This is a genomic window from Massilia sp. CFBP9026 (assembly GCF_034045165.1).
GTDB classification, from domain to species: domain Bacteria; phylum Pseudomonadota; class Gammaproteobacteria; order Burkholderiales; family Burkholderiaceae_D; genus Telluria; species Telluria arenae.
The window spans coordinates 579,764-596,927 of record NZ_JAXCWH010000003.1; the positions used below are offsets into that span (position 1 = coordinate 579,764).

Here is a 17,164-nt window from a genome sequence, read left to right on the forward strand (position 1 = left end):
GTGAATGCCCCCGACAAGCTCGACACCAATCTCGAAGAACGCCTGTCGAGAAAGCTGCTGGACGTGTTCATCCGGGCCGGCATCGTGTTCGGGCTGGCGCTGCTGAGCTACCGCATCTTCGCGCCCTTCCTGTCGCTCATCGTCTGGTCGGTGGTCCTGGCGGTGACCTTGTATCCGGCGCACCAGAAGCTGGCGCAGCGTATGGCGGGCAAGCAGGGGCTGGCGGCCACCCTGCTGGTGATCGTCGGCATCGTGCTGATCGGGGTGCCGACGGCGATCCTGATGACCTCGCTCGGCGAATCGCTGCAGGACGCCGTCGCCAGCCTCCGCTCCGGTACCCTGAAGGTTCCCGCGCCGTCGCCCAATGTGGCCGAATGGCCGCTGGTCGGCAAGCGCATCCACGAAGTGTGGTTGGAAGCCTATACGGACTTGCCGGCGCTGCTGCGCAGCAGGCATGCGCAAGTGACTGACCTGACCAGGAGGGCGCTGCAGGTGGTGGCCAGCATCGCCGGCGCGATGCTGGTGTTCCTGTTCTCTTTCATCATCGCCGGCATCATCATGGCCTGGGGCCGGGCGGGCGCCAACGCCATCAGGTCCATCTTCGTGCGCATGGTGGGCATCGAGCGCGGCGAGGAGTTCGCCCTGCTGTGCACGTCGACTATCCGGGCGGTGGCCCTGGGCGTGCTGGGCGTGGCCTTCATCCAGGCCATCGTGATCGGCCTGGTGTTCATTCTTGCCGGCGTGCCGTTTGCGGGCCTGCTGTCCCTGCTCATCCTGGTGCTGGGCATCGTGCAGGTGCCGGCCATCCTGGCGACCCTGCCGGTGATTATCTATATCTGGACCAGTGGGGGCTACAGCAGCACGCAGGCGATCACGTATTCCGTGCTGCTCCTGCTCGCCGGCTCGCTCGACAATGTGCTCAAGCCGCTCTTGCTGGGGCGCGGCGTGGATGCGCCGATGCCCGTGATCCTGCTCGGCGCCCTGGGTGGATTGGCCAGTGCCGGCCTGCTGGGCATGTTCGTCGGCGCGGTCTTCCTGGCCCTGAGCTACCAGGCCTTCATGTGGTGGGTGGCGAATAGCCCCGACGCCGTGGCGCCGCCTGTGCCAGCGCCTGTGACGGCGGCGCCGGAGTAACCGTGTGCGCCGCGCTCGGGAGGCGGTCGGGCAGGGGCGCGCTGGCGCTGGCAGGCGCGACGCTGCTGGGCGCTTGCGGGACGGTCGGGCCCGACTTCGAACGTCCTGATATGCCGGCCGCGCTGGCCGGCTGGGACGGCGGCTCGCTGGCCTCGCTGACATCCGGCGCCGGCGCGCCGGGACGCGGATCGATCCAGCAATGGTGGCGCGGCTTCGACGATGCCGTGCTCGACGCACTGATCGCCGAGGCGCAGCGCGTGAACCCCACGGTGCGCGCCGCCGGCCTGCGCATCATGGAAGCACGCGCCGAGCTCGGGATCGCCGGCAGCACGCTCTATCCGCAGGGGCAACAGCTCAGCGGCGAGTTGCTGCGCGTGGGCCAGCGGCGGGCAGGCGGGCCGGACAGCAGCCTGAGCAACTTCGACACCCATCTCGACATCAGCTGGGAACTCGACTTCTGGGGCAAGTTCAAACGCGGCATCGAGGCGGCCGACGCCGGCTACCTGGCCAGCATCGCCCGCTACGACGACGTCCAGGTCTTGATGGCGGCCCAGGTGGCCAGCCTGTATTACACGATCCGCACCACCGAGGCGCGGTTGACGATCGCGCGCGACAATGCGGCCTTGCAATTGCGCAGCCTGGAGATCACCGAGCTGCTGTTCCGTGGCGGTAACGAGGCCGAGCTGGATGTGCAGCAGGCCCGGACCTTGTACCTGGGCACCCTCGCCACCATCCCTCCGCTCGAGATCGGCCTGCGCCAGGCGCAGAATGCCTTGAGTATCCTGCTGGCGCGCGCGCCCGGCCCGCTGCCCGAGATGAAGGCGAAGGAGGACGGCCGGCACATGATGACCAGGCTGCCTGCCGGCTTGATCACCGAACTGCCGGCCGATCTGCTGCGGCGCCGGCCCGATGTGCGGGCGGTCGAGATGCAGCTTGCTGCCCAGTCCGCCCTGATCGGCGTGAGCGCGGCCGAGCTCTATCCCTCGATCTCGCTGCTGGGATCGGTGGGCCTGTCGGCCACCTCGCTCGATGGGGCGCCGCGGGTGCTGAACTGGGCGCTGGGCTCGGGCCTGTTGTGGAATGTGTTCGACCATGGCCGGCTGAGCAACGGCGTGCTGGTGCAGGATGCCCGCTTCCAGCAGCTCTATGAGCAGTACCAGGGGGCGGTGCTGAATGCGGCGCGCGAGGTCGACGATGCGGCCGCCGGCTTTGCCCGGACGGGCGCGCAGATCGTGCTGCTGGCGGATGGCGTCAAGGCCGCCCGGCGTTCGCTGGATATTGCCAGCTTTCAGTATCGGGAGGGTTTGACCGATTTCCAGCGCGTGCTCGATTCCCAACGCTCTCTGTTTAGCCAACAAGAGCTCCTGGCCACGAGCCAGGGCAGCCTGGCGCAGAACCTGATCGCCCTCTATAAGGCCATGGGCGGCGGCTGGGAGCAGGGCCGGAGCCGCCCGCCAGTGGACGAGGCGACCCGCGCCGTCATGGAGCGGCGCAGCGACTGGAAGGACGTCCTGCGCGCGCCCTTGCCGGCGCCCGGCGCCGAGGGCCTGCCAGCACCTGGAGGGGAGCGCAGGCCATGAGCCCGGAACCGGTCAAGCTCGAACAGTCGGCGCCGCCCGGCGACTCGGCGCCGACGCCCGTCCCGGCGGCATCCAGCGCGCCGGCGCCGGCGCGGCCGGGCAAGAAAAGCCGGCTGGGCTTGATTGTCGTGCTGGCGCTGATCGTGGCCAGCCTGGGCTGGTATCTGGTGGCGGATCGCCTGACGCCATACACCTCGCAGGCCCGGGTGCAGGCCTTCGTGGTGCCGGTGGCGTCCGAGGTGACGGGCATGGTGCACGAGGTCTACGTCAAGAACAACGACGAGGTGGAGGAAGGACAACTCCTGTTCCATATCGACCCCAGCACCTACCGCATCGCCCTGCGGCGCAGCCTGGCGGACTATGAATCGGTGCGGCGCTCGGTGAATGCCTCGGCGCTGGCGGTCAAGGCGGCCGAGGCGGCGCTGCAGGCCGCCAGGGCCATGCATGTGTTCGCCAAGCAGGACGCGGGCCGGATGGAGCAGATCTTTGCCAAGGACCCCGGCGCGCTGTCGATCCGCCGGGTGCAGAATGCGCGCGCTTCGCTGGCCACGGCGCGCAGCCAGGAAATCGCCGCCCAGGCGGAGCTGCGCCGCGCCGAGGAGGCGGCCGGCGAGCAGGGAGAGCGCAATGCGCAGCTGCTCAGCGCCCGCGCGGCGGTCGAGAAGGCCGAGCTCGATCTCGAGCGCACGGCCGTGACCGCGCCCGCACGCGGCCTGGTGACCGACTTGCGCACCGATGTCGGCCAGGTCGTGCAGGCCGGCTCGGCCGCGATGACCCTGATCGCCGTCCACGACCTCTGGATCAGCGCCGACATGACCGAGAATAACCTCGGCAATATCACGCCGGGCGACGAGGTCTCCATCGTGCTCGATGTCGTGCCGGGCAAGGTCTTGAAAGGACGGGTGCGTAGCGTGGGCAGCGGGGTCAATTCGGGCCGGCAGGCCCAGGCCGGCACCTTGCCCGAGATCGACAACAGCCGCGATTGGCTGCGCCAGGCGCAACGCTTCCCGGTTGCCGTGGAGTTCGATCCTTCCGAGCGCGCGCAGCTGCGCGCGGCCAGGATCGGCGGACAGGCCGACGTGCTGGTGTACACGGACGACTACGGCCTGATGAACTGGCTGGGCGCCGTCTTCATCCGCCTGATGAGCTACCTTTCTTATCTCTATTGACGATGGAGCGCGCTGACAAGGCGGTGTTGCGGCTGGCGATCGGCCTGGCGCTGGCCGTGCTGCTCGCCTATGGCCTGGCGCTGCCGTCGCCGTTCGTGCTGTGTGTCATGACCGTGCTGTTGTTGAGCAAGCCGGGGCCGCCGATGCCCTTGCTGAAGGGCCTGGTGGTGGCCCTGCTGGTCGCCGTGGTGCTGGCGGCCGGCGTGCTGATGGTGCCGCTGCTGGAGCATTACGCCAGCGTCGCGCTGCTGTTGACGGCGCTGCTGCTGTACGCGGTGTTCTTCGTCGGCCTGCAAAGCGGCAGCCCGCTGGCGAATATCGTGGCGATTGCCTTCACCCTGGTTCCGGTGGCCGGCGTGGTCGACCAGGCGCTGGTGCCGGCGATCAGCACCGCCATCGCGCTGGGGATGGGTGTCGGCGTGCTGGTCGGCAGCCTGTCGCATGCCTTGTTCCCGGATGAGGCGGACTCCGTTACCAGGTCGGCGCCCCCCGCCGTTGCCGCGCACGCGGCCAGGTGGCGCGCCGCGCAGGCCACGCTGGTGGTGATGCCGGTGCTGGTGCTGGCCCTGATCCACCCGGCTTTTTATCTGTCCGCCATCATCAAGTCGGTACTGCTGGGCCAGCAGGCCGGCTCCACCGGCGCGCGCTCGGCGGGGCGGGTACTGGTGGGGTCGACCCTGGCGGGCGCGGGCATGGCGACCCTGGCCTGGTTCGGCCTGGCCTTGTTGCCGACCCTGTGGATGCTGGTGCTGTGGATGGCCGCCGCCGCGCTCTGGAGCGGGGCCAGGCTATTTGGCCTCAAGGCCTCGGCGCTGCCCCCCTCGTTCTGGAGCAATGCCCTGGTGACCATGCTGATCCTGCTGGGGCCGGCCATTGAAGATAGCGTGGTGGGGAAGGACGTCGGCCATGCCTCGCTCGTGCGGGTGAGCTTGTTCATCGTGCTGGCGCTGTATGCCTGGGCCGTCGTGTGGGTGTTGGAAGGGTGGCGCGCGTCGAGGTCAATGGCTTGAGTAGGCAAGCGAAGACGTTTAGTTTTAGTCAATACCAGTAACCTAATTGGTATAGCCAAAATGAATAGGTCTTGCAAAACGCGACTTCAGCGAGTACTGTACGTTTATACAGTATTTGTCTGATAAGCCTGATATGAACCACTCAGCCATCCTTGCCGCACCAGAGGCAGTGCACCCATCGCTGTGGCGCGCGTCGCAGCTGGCGCATGCCGACACGCGCTGCATCGATACCGGCCACCCAACGCTCTCGGGCCAGCTTCCCGGCGGTGGCTGGCCCGGCGGCACCCTGGTCGACCTGCACTTGCAGCAGCCCGGCATCGGCGAGCTGCGCCTGCTGCGGCCGGCCCTGGCCGCCTGCGCCGAACGCCGCATCGTGCTGCTGCAGCCGCCCCATCCACCCCAGGCCTTGGCGCTTGCCGCGCTCGGCCTGGAGCCGTCCCAATTGCTGTGGCTGCGCACGACGCGCACCGCGGACGCGCTGTGGGCGGCCGAGCAGGTGTTGCGCAGCGGTAGTTGCGGTGCTTTGTTGTTCTGGGCCAACCATATGCGTAACGACAATCTGCGCCGCCTGCACCTGGCGGCGCAAGGCGGCGAAACGCTGTTTTTCATGCTCCGTCCGTTGGCGGCGGCGCAAGATGCATCTCCCGCGCCTTTGCGTCTTGCGCTGCGGCCAGCGGCCGGCGGCATGAATATCGACTTCGTCAAACGTCGGGGACCGCAGCGCGAGGCGCCACTGTTCCTTCCTCTTGGATCTTCACTACTGCAACGCCATGCGCCTCTGGATCGGCCTGTATTTGCCCCAGCTACCGCTCGAGGTCTTCAGCCCACGCTGGTGCAGTGAATCGGCGGGTGAGGCGGCGGGGGAGTCCGGCGGCGCTGCTGGCGGCCCGGCCCCAGGCAGCGTCATCCTCGAGCAGGAGCGGGTGATGGCGCTGTCGCCGACGGCGCGCGCTGCCGGCGTGCAGATCGGCATGCGCCGCGGCGGCGTGCTGATGCTGATGCCCGAGGCGCGCATCGAACTGCGCAGCCATGAGCGCGAAGCCGAGGCCATGGATGCGGTGGCGATGACCATGCTGCAGTACACGCCGCAGGTGGCGCTGGCCGAAGAAGCGACGCTGCTGCTCGACATCGGCGCCAGCCTGCGCCTGTTCGGCGGCATCCGGCGCCTGTGCGAGCGCATTCGCGCCAATATGGCGGCGCTCGGCTTCACGGCTTGCATCGCCTGCGCGCCCACCGCGCGCGGGGCCTGGCTGCTGGCGCGCCGCAATGCGGGCCGCGCCCTCACGATGGACTCGCTGGTACGGCGCCTCGACCGCTTGCCGGTGGGCCTGCTGCCACCGGCACGGCCGTTCGCCAGCTGGTTCGAGGGCATCGGCTGCCGCCGCCTGGACGAGCTGCAGCGCCTGCCGCGACCCGGCCTGCAGCGGCGCTGCGGGCGCGCCTTGCTCGACATGCTGGACGCCGCCTATGGCCTGAACGCCGAATTGTTCCAGTGGGTGGCGCCGCCGGAGCGTTTCCATGCGCGGCTCGAATTGTTCGACCGGCTCGAACAGGCCGATCTGCTGCTGGCCGGCGCCCATCGCCTGGTGCTGCAGATGACGGGCTGGCTGTGCGCGCGCCAGTTGGCGGTCGAGCGCATCCGGCTGTCGCTCGACCACGAGCGCGGCCGCATGGCGCGCCCACCGACCCTGGTCGAGGTGGCGCTGGCCGAACCCACCTGGCGCGACGAGCACCTGTTGCGCCTGCTGCGCGAGCGCCTGGCCAAGCTCGAACTCGAGGCGCCCGTGATCGGCATCGGCCTGGAGGCGCAGCAATTGCAGGCGATGGCGCCGCCGACCGACTCGCTATTCCCCGATCCCGGCGGCACCGAAGAAGACCGGATGCGCATGATCGAGCTGCTGGTGGCGCGCCTGGGCGCAGACAATGTCTTGCAGGCGCTGCCGGTGGCCGACTACCGGCCCGAAGTCGCCAACGCCTGGGTGCCGGTGCAACAGAAGGTGAGCGCCGCCGCGCGCGCGGCGCAGATGCCGCCCGACGTGCAGAGCCTGCCGCGCCCGAGCTGGCTGCTGGCCAAGCCGATCGCGCTCCTGATGCGCGACCACCGGCCGTTCTACGGTTCACCGCTGCGGGTGGCGTCCAATCCCGAACGCATCGAGGCCGGCTGGTGGAGCCAGACGCAAACGCGCGACTACTTCATCGCCGAGGGGCAAGACCACGCGCTGTACTGGATCTATCGCGAGCGCATCAACGGCACGGGCGAGGATGCGGCGCCGCGCTGGTTCTTGCATGGCTTGTTCGGGTGATGCCGTGTCGATGGATGTCTCCATTGGCAGATGTCGGCGCCGCGCAAGCCCATGCTATCGTGCTGCGACAACATCAGGAGACATGCATGGCAGGCGAAGCAGTCCACTTCAAAGGCGCCGACGGCCAGCTGCTGGCCGCGCGCCTCGACGCCCCCGAGGGCCTGGTCAAGGCCTACGCCCTGTTCGCCCACTGCTTCAGCTGCGGCAAGGACGTCTTCGCCGCGGCCCGCATCGCGCAAGGCCTGACGCGCCACGGCATCGCCGTGCTGCGCTTCGATTTCACCGGCATCGGCGCCAGCGAGGGTGAGTTCGCCAATACCAATTTTTCATCCAACCTGTCCGACCTGGTGGCCGCCGCCGATTTCCTGCGCAGCGAGTATGCCGCGCCGCAGCTCCTGGTCGGCCACAGCCTGGGCGGGGCCGCGGTGCTGGCCGCGGCGTCCAGCATGCCCGAAGTGAAGGCCGTCGCCACCGTCGCCGCGCCCAGCGATCCGCACCACGTCACCGGCATGTTCCGCGAGCACATCGACGCCATCGCCACGCATGGCGTCGCCCACGTCCAGCTGGCCGGCCGACCGTTCACGATCAAGCGCCAGTTCCTGGAAGACGTGGCCGAGCAGCGCCTGGAACAGAAGATCCGCGACCTCGGCCGCGCGCTGCTGGTGATGCATTCGCCGTCGGACGACACGGTTGCCGTGGCCAACGCGGAGCAGATATTCCAGGCCGCGCGCCATCCGAAAAGCTTCGTCTCGCTCGACGGCGCCGACCACCTCCTCAGGCGCCGCCACGACGCCATCTACATCGCCGACGTGATCGCCGCCTGGGCCTCGCGCTATCTCGACCTGGGCCGCGCGGAGCCATAAGAGAACCAGCGAACGGTCGCGCCGATTCGATGAGGCATAATCCGCCCATCGAAGCCGACCGGAGGACCCATGAAGCGATTCACGAACCTGGCAGCCCTGGCTGCCCTGACGCTGGCTGCGTCGACATACGCCCACGCCCAGGCGCAGCAAACCCTGGAAACGCCGGGTTTCACCGTCAAGATCACGCAGCAGTGCGAGGAGGGCAACGTCACCTGTGACGACGTGCGCTATGTCGGTACCAGCAAGAAGTCCGGCAAGGCGATCTCCCTGCGCGGCAAGACCATGCATTCGCTTGCCGCCGACGGCGTCACGCCCGGCGCCTTCCAGGGCTATGTGTTCAAGTCCGGCCGCGTGACCTATACCGTCTTCGCGGATGGCCGCCTGGTGGTCACCGAAGGCAAGAAAACGCTGGTGAACCAGCGCGGCGAATGGAAGTGACGGGCAGCGACAACGCGCAACTGGACGTCCTGCGCGCCTTTGCCGAAGAACTCGCGGACGCCGCGGGCGCCGCCATCCTGCCGCACTTTCGCGCCGACCTCGTCGTCGAGGACAAGGCCGCGCAAGCCGGCGGGGCGGTGTTCGACCCGGTCACCGTGGCCGATCGCGCCGCCGAACGGGCGATGCGCGCGTTGATCGCCGCGCGCTATCCCGAGCATGGCATCGTCGGCGAGGAAGAGGGCAGCGTGGAAGGCGTCAGTTCGTGGAAGTGGGTGCTCGACCCGATCGACGGCACCCGCGCCTTCGTCACCGGCCTGCCGATCTGGGGCACGCTGATCGCCCTCAACGACGGAATAAAACCCGTCATCGGCGTCATCGACCAGCCATTTACACGCGAACGTTTCATCGGCACGCCGGATGGCGCCTGGTGCAACGGCGCACCGATCCGCACGCGCCGCTGCCCGACCCTCGCGCAGGCGCGCGTGATGCTGACCGTGCCCGCGGCCGGCGCGAAAGTCGCCGAGCAATCCGTGTTCGACGCCATCGCCTCGCAGGCGCAGATCGTGCGTTTCGGCGGCGACTGCTATGCCTATGGCCTGCTGGCCCACGGCCTGGTCGACCTGGTGCTGGAAGCGCATCTCGACGTCCACGACGTGCAGGCCCTGATCCCCGTGGTCGAAGGCGCCGGCGGCATGATCACCACCTGGGACGGCGGCGATCCCCAGCACGGCGGCTCGGTCATTGCCTGCGGCGACCCGGACCTGCATCGGCAACTGCTGCCGCTGATCGCGCGCCTGTGCAACGCTTGAGCGCTATCCGATCTCCTGTTTCCGCACGCCGGTCAATGACGGATGCATCACCAATAAAAACGGCGGCCCGAAGACCGCCGCGATGTCATTGCCCGGACAGGATTATTTTGCCGCCTTGAACAAGGCATCCAGGCGATCCCTCGTTCCCGGAATGCGCTCCAGCTTCGGATACCGCAAGCCGTCGCGATAGTCGAGCGTGATGGTACGCAGGTTATCCCCCTTGCGCACCAGCAGCACGATCGGCGCCTTGCCGTCCTTGTTGGCGCGCACCGCCGCTTTCAGCACGTCGCCCTTGTAGGCGCGGTTGTTGACCGCCACGATGGTGGTGTTGGCGGCCAGGCCGGCGCGGAAACCGACGCCGTCCCACACCACGCCGGTGACGTCGCCATTGCTGCGCACCGAGAAGCCGAGCGAATAGGTGAAGTCGGCGCTGCGGCTGCGTTCTTCAAGCGCGCGGACGGCGTTGCTCGGGGTGTCGCCATACACCAGCTTCCAGCCGGCGCGGGCCAGGCCGTCGAGCGGCGCGCCCGGGCCGTGGCCGTCCAGGCGCGCGCGCAGGAATGGGGCCCAGTCGAATTTCTGCACCTTGGTCAACGCGGCCACGACGTCGTCGAAGGTGTAGTAAACCGCGTCGATGCTGCCGTCCTCGATGCCGAAGAAGGCGCGCGCGAAGTGTTCCAGGCTGCGCTTGTCGCCCGAGAGCTCGCGGATCTTGGTGTCGACGTCGAGCCAGATCAGCATGCCCTCGGTGTAGTAGTCCTCGCTGCGCTGCCAGTTGCCCCAGCCGATCGGCTTGCGGCCGTTGATGATCGGATCGTTGACCGTGTCCTGCACCGCGCGCCAGTCGCGGCCCTGCGTCTTGTCGTAGCGCGCCGCGTCGATCGCCAGCGCTTCGCGCGCATGGTTCTGCGACACCAGGCCGGAGCGCGCGGCCAGCACCTTGCCCCAGAACTGGGTCTGGCCTTCGTACACCCACAGCAGCTCGTTCTGCAGCGGGGTGTTGAAGTTGGCCACGTCCTGGCCTGCGGGGCGGCGGAACTTGCCGTTCCAGGAGTGCACGAATTCGTGTGGCAGCAGTTCGCGGCCGGCTTCGTTGCGGCCCCAGTCGGTGAAGTAGCCGAGCCGCACGCCGTTCTCGCTCGACTGCTGGTGCTCGCGGCCGATGCCGCCGAATTCGTCCGAGATCGCAAACAGGAAATCGTACTGCTTGTAGTGGCGCGAGCCGAACAGCTTGATCGCCTGGTCGACCATCGCACGGTGCAGTGCGACCTGCTCGGGTTTCGCATCCAGGCTCTCGGGATTGTCGGCCACCACGTTCAGCATCACCGGCTGCTTGGCGCCCGGCGCCAGGTCGATGCGCTTGAAATAGCGGCCGGCGAACAGCGGCGAATCGACCAGGGTGTCGAGGTCGTGCGGCTTGAAGCGCACCTCGTCACCAGTGCGGGCGTCGACCGCCAGCGAGCTGGCGAATTGCCAGCCGGCCGGCAGGGTGAGCGTCGGCTGCACGGTGATGCGGCGCGCGTGGTAGCCGGCCGGGTACAGCGCCACCGATTGCCACTGCACGCCGAGGATGTCGTCGGTCATCGTGATGCGGCCCTGGCTGGTGTCCAGCGGCGACAGGAACTGGTATTCGGCCACCAGTTCGGTGGCGCCTTCCGGCACCGTCACATGAAAGGCATGGACCTGCACCGGGTCGCGCGTCCACTCGAGCGGCTTGCCGCCCGCGCTGAACTTCAGGCCGGCCAGCTGGGTCAGCGGAATATTGGGGCCGTGGTTGCCCGGCGCCCACTGCGGATAGAGCAGGGTCATGGGACCCGATTGCACCGGCATCGTCAGCCGCATGCTGAAGATCTGCTGCGACAGGTTGCTGGCGTCGACGTGCAGCGCGATCGTGCCTGGATACGGGGCATTGCCGACGGCAGGGACCTGGGCGGAAGCGGGCAGGGCGAGTGCGAGAGCAAGAGCGAGGGCGCTGACCGGACGGGCGGCGCGGGCGAGGAAGGGGAGGACAGTCATCGTGAAGCGGGAAGCCAAGGGGAAGCCGGCGAGTGTAGCACCCCATCCAACCCAAATTTGTCTTGATACATCATGCAAACAAAATTTGCAAAAACAATTAAAAATCCGTATTTCGTATGACTTGAAAATCGTTTGGCATGACATTAGATTGGTACCAACGGAATGCTCAACAGAGGTTCCGTCCCTTATCGCTTAACTTAACAAGGATATGACTATCATGCGTACTTTCGACTTGACTCCCCTGTACCGTTCCGCCATCGGTTTCGATCGCCTGGCCAGCCTGCTCGAGCAACGCGCCGAAGCGCAGCCGAGCTACCCGCCGTATAACATCGAACTGGTGAGCGAAGACCAATACCGTATCGTGATGGCGCTCGCCGGCTTCAGCCGCGACGAAGTCGAGATCGTCACCGAGCGTGACAGCCTGCACGTCACTGGCCGCAAGCAGAAGGACGACGTCCAGCGCACCTTCCTGCACCGCGGTATCGCCGCACGCGATTTCGAGCAGCGCTTCCAGCTGGCCAACCACGTGAAGGTCACCACCGCGTCGTTCGACAACGGCATGCTCACCATCGAACTGGTGCGCGAAGTGCCCGAAGCCCTGAAGCCGCGCAAGATCGCCATCGGCGATGCGACCGGCACAATCAATGGCACCATCGGCGCCGACAACGTCAAGACCCTGGAACAGCGCGAAGCCGCCTAAGCCTGGTCTGCCGTTAGCCTAATCAACGTCGTTCCCGCGCAGGCGGGAACCTAATTTTGCGAGCGTCTTGGTAACGCGGGCAGACTTAGGTTCCCGCCTGCGCGGGAACGACGTTTTTGCGTTAGCGGAAGAATGGCGTTTGCCCATCATTAAGGCGCGCCTAAGCCCCAAGCCTTGTCAACTTAAGCATGATCTAAGGCGGCTGCGCGAAGATACGTCCATCGATACTCAACATCGATTCAACACATTTTCACCAGGAGCACACACCATGTCGAACCCAAGTGCCGTTACTGCCATCACTGCCAAACGCCTCATGCTGGCCCTGGGTGCCGCAGGCGTCATCGGAGGCGCGGTCGGTGCCATCGCTGTCAATCACAATAATGCCGTCGCCAATACCGCGGCCGAAAGCGCGCCCGCCATCGCCGCCGCGCCGGCTCCTGCACCCGCGCCGGCCGCCGCCGCGGGCGCTCCGGCGTCGACCGTGGCCCTGCCAGACTTCACCCGCATCGCCGCCCAGCAGGGCAAGGCGGTGGTCAATATCCGCGTCGTCGGCGGCACCAAGACCGCCAATCGCGGCGGCTTGCCGAACCTCGACCCGAGCCATCCCTTCTACGAATTTTTCCGACAGTTCCAGGATCCACGCGGCGAACGCGGCGGTGATCGTGGGGCTCCCGTTTTCGGCGCCGGATCGGGCTTCATCGTAAGCCCGGACGGCGTCATCCTAACCAACGCCCACGTCGTGCAAGGCGCCGACGAAGTGACCGTCAAGCTGCAGGACCGCCGCGAATTCCGCGCCAAGGTCCTGGGCTCCGACCCGCGCACCGACGTGGCCGTGCTCAAGATCGACGCCAAGGGCTTGCCGGTGGCGCCGCTCGGCAAATCGCAGTCGCTGCTGGTGGGCGAGTGGGTGCTGGCCATCGGTTCGCCGTTCGGCCTCGAAAGCACCGTCACCGCCGGCGTGGTCAGCGCCACAGGCCGCGCGATCGCGGACGCCTCCGTCCCGTTCATCCAGACCGACGTCGCCGTCAACCCCGGCAACTCGGGCGGTCCGCTGTTCAATACCCGCGGCGAAGTCGTCGGCATCAACTCGCAGATCTACAGCATGACGGGTGGCTACCAGGGCCTGTCGTTCTCGATCCCGATCGACCTCGCGGTGCGCATCAAGGACCAGATCGTCGCCACCGGCAAGGTGCAGCATGCCAAGCTGGGTGTGCAGGTACAGGAAGTGGAACAGGCATTCGCCGACTCGTTCAAGCTCGAGACGGTCGAAGGCGCGCTGATTTCGACCGTCGAACGCGGCAGCCCGGCCGAGCGCGCCGGCCTGAAGTCGGGCGACGTGATCCGCCGCGCCAATGGCAAGACCATCGGTTCGTCGGGCGAGCTGCCGGCCATGATGACCCTGTCCAAGCCGGGCGACAAGATGGCGCTCGATGTCTGGCGCGACGGTAAACTTGTGCGTCTGGACGCGACCCTGGGCGATGCGGCCGAGCGGCCGCGCCGCGGCCAGGGCCAGGAACTGGCCGAAATGGCCGACAACAGCGCCAAGCTGGGCCTGACCCTGCGTCCGCTGGAGTCGGTCGAGCGCCGCCGCAGCGGCATCGCCAACGGCCTGGTGATCGAGGACGCCTCGGGCGCCGCGCTGATCGCCGGCGTCGAGCCGGGCGACGTGCTCATCTCGGTCAACGGCCGGCCGGTGAACTCGGTCGAGCAGGTGCGCGACATGGTGTCCAAGGCCAGCAAGTCGGTGGCCTTGCTGATCCAGCGCGGTGGTGACAAAATCTTCATTCCGGTGCGGATCGGGTAAGGAAGCATAGCGTCCTCGACCCGCACGGGCTTCATTTTAGGAAATCACATGCGGCTACTGCTGGTGGAAGACGATACGATGATCGGCGAAGTGGTGCTCGACCTGCTCAGGGCCGAGCACTACGCCGTCGACTGGGTCAAGGACGGCGAGATGGCCGACACGGCCCTGCTGCAGAACCAGAACTACGACCTGGTGCTGCTCGACCTGGGGCTGCCGCGCAAGGACGGCCTCGAAGTGCTGCGCTCGATGCGCACGCGCAAGGACCGCACTCCGGTGCTGGTCGCCACCGCGCGCGACTCGGTCCAGCAGCGCATCGCCGGCCTGGATGCCGGCGCCGACGACTACGTCCTCAAGCCCTACGACCTCGACGAACTGCTGGCGCGCATCCGCGCGCTGCTGCGCCGCGCCGCCGGCCGCGCCGAGCCGATCTTCGAGTACCGTAACATCAGCATCAATCCCGCCACCCGCGAAGTGCTGGTCGACGGCACGCAGGTGTCGCTCTCGGCGCGCGAGTGGGCGGTGCTCGAGGCGCTGGTGGCGCGTCCCGGCGCGGTGCTGTCGCGGGCCCAGCTCGAAGAAAAACTGTACAGCTGGCGCGACGAAGTCTCCAGCAACGCGGTCGAAGTCTATATCCACGGCCTGCGCAAGAAACTGGGCAGTGACCTGATCCAGAACGTGCGCGGCGTCGGCTATATGGTGCCCAAGGCATGAAAATGACGCACTCGCTGCGCGGGCGCCTGCTCTGGTTCCTGCTCGCGGCGATCACCCTGGCGGCGGTGGCGCAGGCGACGATCGCCTACCGCACCGCGCTGCACGACGCCGACCAGATCTTCGACTACCACATGCAGCAGATGGCGCTGTCGCTGCGCTCCGGCACGCCGCTGTCGAACGACGAAGCGCGCGCGCGCATGGAAGCCGAGAGCAGCGCCAGCGGCAACGACGATATGGTCGTGCAGATGTGGTCTCCCGACGGCGTGCAGATGTTCCACAGCGTCTCGCGCGCGCGCCTGCCGCAGCGCGCGGTGCTGGGCTTTTCCAATGTGCGCGCCAACGGCACCACCTACCGCGTGTTCTCGATCCAGACCTCGAACCAGACCGTGCAGGTCGCGCAAGACCTGGCCGTGCGCCGCAATATGGCCGGCAATCTCGCCCTGCGCACGCTGGGCCCGATCGCGGTCATGATGCCGATCCTGATGCTGGTGGTGTGGTGGGTGGTGAGCGGCTCACTGCAGCCGGTGGCGCGGGTGCGCTCGCAGGTGGCCGCGCGCCAGGCCGACGACCTGTCGCCGGTGTCCGACACCGGCTTGCCCGATGAGGTGAGGCCGCTGGTGCAGGAACTGAACCTGCTGTTCGGCCGCGTCAGGACCGCCTTCGAGGCCCAGCAGCATTTCGTGGCCGACGCCGCGCACGAGCTGCGCACGCCGCTGGCCGCGCTGCGCCTGCAGGCGCAGAGCCTGGACCGCGCCGACACCCCGGAAGCGCGCCGCGTCGCGGTGTCGCGCCTCACCGCCGGCATCGACCGCGCCACGCGCCTGGTCGAGCAGCTGCTGGTGCTGGCGCGGCAAGAAGCGACGGCCGCCGAAGGCACGGTCGCCCGCCCGGTCGACCTGGCCGACCTGGCGCGCCGCACCGTGGCCGACCTGGCCGGCGTAGCCGCTGCCAAGGGCGTCGACCTGGGCGTGCAGCAGGCCGACCCGGCCACCGCCCTTGGCCAGCCCGACGCGCTGCAGATCCTGCTGCGCAACCTGGTGGAGAACGCGGTCAAGTACACGCCCGGCGGCGGCACGGTCGACATCGCGGTCCAGCACGAGAGTGGCAAGATCGTGGTGCAGGTCGAGGACAGCGGGCCGGGCATCCCGCCGGAAGAGCGCGAGCGCGTGTTCGACCGCTTCTACCGTGTGGCCGGCAGCGATGCCGCCGGCAGCGGCCTGGGCCTGGCCATCATCAAGGCGATCGCCGAGCGCCACGGGGCGACCTTGACGCTGGATAGTTCGGCGCGCCTGGGTGGGCTGAAGGCGGTCGTGACGTTCAGGACGGCGTCCGCCTCCGCGCTCCAGACGCGGTAGAATGTTCGGTTCGGCGGGCCATCCGCGGCCCGCATCGCAATGGATTAGGAACTGATGAACAAGAAGATAATCATGGCAGCCGTGCTGTCGACCCTGGCCGGCGTGGCCTCGAGCCAGGAAGTGGTGCGGATTGCCCACGTGGCGGGATTGACCGGCCCGGTCGCCTATTTTGGCAAGGACACCGAGAACGGCGCGCGCATGGCGATCGAGGCGCTCAACGCCAAAGGCGTGACCATTGGCGGCAAGAAGGTCACCTTCCAGCTGGTGGCCGAGGACGACGCGGCCGATCCGAAGCAGGCCACGAGCGTGGCGCAGAAGCTGGTCGACGCCAAGGTGAATGGCGTGATCGGTCACCAGACATCGGGCACCACGATCCCGGCTTCCAAGATCTACAACACCGCGGGCATCCCGCAGATCTCGCACTCGAGCACCAGCCCGAAATACACCCAGCAGGGCTACAACACGGCTTTCCGCGTGATCGCCAACGACGTGCAGCTGGGCCAAGCCCTGGGCCGGTATGCCACCGGCCCGATGAAGGCCAAGCGGGTGGCGGTGGTGGACGACCGCACTGCCTACGGCCAGGGCCTGGCGACCGAGTTCTCGCGCAGCCTGCAAAAGGCTGGCGGCAGCGTCGTCGCGCGCGAGTTCACCAACGACAAGGCGACCGACTTCAGCGCCATCGTCACCCGTATCCGCGCCACCAAACCGGATCTGGTGTTCTTTGGCGGCATGAACGCGACCGCCGGCCCGATGCTGCGCCAGATGAAGCAGTTAGGCATGAACGTGCGCATGATGGGCGGCGACGGCATCTGCTCGGACGAGATCTTCAAGCTGTCTGGCGGCACCATGACGGACGGCCAGGTGGTGTGCGCGGAAGCGGGCGGCGTGCAGGGCGACGCCAAGGCCGGCATGGACAAGTTCCGCGCCGACTACAAGAAGCGTTTCGGCATCGACGTGCAGATCAATGCGCCGTATGCCTACGACGCGACGATGGCCATGGCGGAAGCGATGGTGAAGGCCGGATCGTCGGCGCCGGCCAAATATTTGCCGGTGCTGGCCAAGATTCAGTACAAGGGTGTGACTGGGCCGATCGCGTTCGATCAGCGTGGTGATATTCGTGATGGCACGATTACGTTGTATACGTTCAAGGGTGGGAAGCGGTCGATGATTGCGGTGACCAAGTAGGGGGCTGCGGGTGGTTTACTTGGGTTCCCGCCTGCGCGGGAACGACGGGCGAAGGCAGCGGACTACGAAAGAGGTTCTTAGTCGCAA

Annotated in this window: 15 protein-coding genes; 14 read left to right on the forward strand and 1 reads right to left on the reverse strand. The window is 67.4% G+C overall.

All coding sequences use genetic code 11. The features are described 5' to 3' along the window. The 9 genes from SOM28_RS10945 (at position 1) to hisN (ending at position 9,306) form a co-directional block, all read left to right on the forward strand. Positions 1–1,134, forward strand: coding sequence for an AI-2E family transporter (locus SOM28_RS10945; protein ID WP_123070922.1), 1,134 nt, complete (start codon positions 1–3; stop codon positions 1,132–1,134). A 2-nt stretch (positions 1,135–1,136) separates the two neighbouring features. Further along, positions 1,137–2,714: an efflux transporter outer membrane subunit gene (locus SOM28_RS10950; RefSeq protein ID WP_320468120.1), complete on the forward strand. Its 1,578-nt coding sequence runs from the start codon at positions 1,137–1,139 to the stop codon at positions 2,712–2,714. After that, the gene (locus SOM28_RS10955; RefSeq protein WP_320468121.1) at positions 2,711–3,883 is read left to right on the forward strand and encodes an HlyD family secretion protein; all 1,173 of its coding nucleotides are present in this window, start codon (positions 2,711–2,713) and stop codon (positions 3,881–3,883) included. Before SOM28_RS10950 ends, SOM28_RS10955 begins: the two co-directional genes overlap by 4 nt. Positions 3,884–3,885: 2 nt before the next feature. Then, positions 3,886–4,893 (forward strand): DUF2955 domain-containing protein, encoded by a 1,008-nt coding sequence (locus SOM28_RS10960; protein WP_320468122.1) that lies wholly within the window; start codon positions 3,886–3,888, stop codon positions 4,891–4,893. 133 nt (positions 4,894–5,026) lie between these two features. Then, positions 5,027–5,734 (forward strand): translesion DNA synthesis-associated protein ImuA, encoded by a 708-nt coding sequence (gene imuA, locus SOM28_RS10965; RefSeq protein ID WP_147934489.1) that lies wholly within the window; start codon positions 5,027–5,029, stop codon positions 5,732–5,734. Then, positions 5,664–7,196 carry a Y-family DNA polymerase gene (locus tag SOM28_RS10970; protein WP_320468123.1) on the forward strand — a complete coding sequence of 511 codons (1,533 nt, stop codon included), beginning with the start codon at positions 5,664–5,666 and terminating at the stop codon, positions 7,194–7,196. The genes imuA and SOM28_RS10970 overlap by 71 nt, the downstream gene beginning before the upstream one ends. Positions 7,197–7,282: 86 nt before the next feature. Next, entirely contained in the window at positions 7,283–8,059 is a 777-nt protein-coding gene (locus SOM28_RS10975; RefSeq protein WP_123069587.1) for an alpha/beta hydrolase family protein, read from the forward strand. A gap of 69 nt (positions 8,060–8,128) precedes the next feature. Next, positions 8,129–8,497 (forward strand): hypothetical protein, encoded by a 369-nt coding sequence (locus tag SOM28_RS10980; RefSeq protein ID WP_123069588.1) that lies wholly within the window; start codon positions 8,129–8,131, stop codon positions 8,495–8,497. After that, the gene (hisN, locus tag SOM28_RS10985; RefSeq protein ID WP_320468124.1) at positions 8,488–9,306 is read left to right on the forward strand and encodes a histidinol-phosphatase; all 819 of its coding nucleotides are present in this window, start codon (positions 8,488–8,490) and stop codon (positions 9,304–9,306) included. The genes SOM28_RS10980 and hisN overlap by 10 nt, the downstream gene beginning before the upstream one ends. Before the next feature lie 102 nt (positions 9,307–9,408). Here hisN and SOM28_RS10990 read toward each other — a convergent pair whose 3' ends face one another. Continuing rightward, a complete protein-coding gene (locus SOM28_RS10990; protein WP_123069590.1) occupies positions 9,409–11,322 on the reverse strand; it encodes a M61 family metallopeptidase in 1,914 nt (637 codons plus the stop codon). A gap of 217 nt (positions 11,323–11,539) precedes the next feature. Here SOM28_RS10990 and SOM28_RS10995 point away from each other — a divergent pair, with 217 nt between their 5' ends. The 5 genes from SOM28_RS10995 to SOM28_RS11015 all read left to right on the forward strand — a co-directional run bounded on the left by SOM28_RS10995 (position 11,540) and on the right by SOM28_RS11015 (position 17,077). Next, complete coding sequence (locus SOM28_RS10995) at positions 11,540–12,022, forward strand: Hsp20 family protein (RefSeq protein ID WP_123069591.1); 483 nt, start codon at positions 11,540–11,542, stop codon at positions 12,020–12,022. Positions 12,023–12,290: 268 nt separating this feature from the next. After that, entirely contained in the window at positions 12,291–13,826 is a 1,536-nt protein-coding gene (locus SOM28_RS11000) for a Do family serine endopeptidase (RefSeq protein WP_320468125.1), read from the forward strand. A gap of 48 nt (positions 13,827–13,874) precedes the next feature. Further along, on the forward strand, positions 13,875–14,537 hold the full coding sequence (locus SOM28_RS11005) for a response regulator (RefSeq protein ID WP_005662855.1): 663 nt from the start codon (positions 13,875–13,877) through the stop codon (positions 14,535–14,537). After that, on the forward strand, positions 14,534–15,892 hold the full coding sequence (locus SOM28_RS11010; protein ID WP_320468126.1) for an ATP-binding protein: 1,359 nt from the start codon (positions 14,534–14,536) through the stop codon (positions 15,890–15,892). Before SOM28_RS11005 ends, SOM28_RS11010 begins: the two co-directional genes overlap by 4 nt. Before the next feature lie 54 nt (positions 15,893–15,946). Then, on the forward strand, positions 15,947–17,077 hold the full coding sequence (locus tag SOM28_RS11015; protein ID WP_123071339.1) for a branched-chain amino acid ABC transporter substrate-binding protein: 1,131 nt from the start codon (positions 15,947–15,949) through the stop codon (positions 17,075–17,077). Positions 17,078–17,164 lie beyond the last annotated feature (87 nt).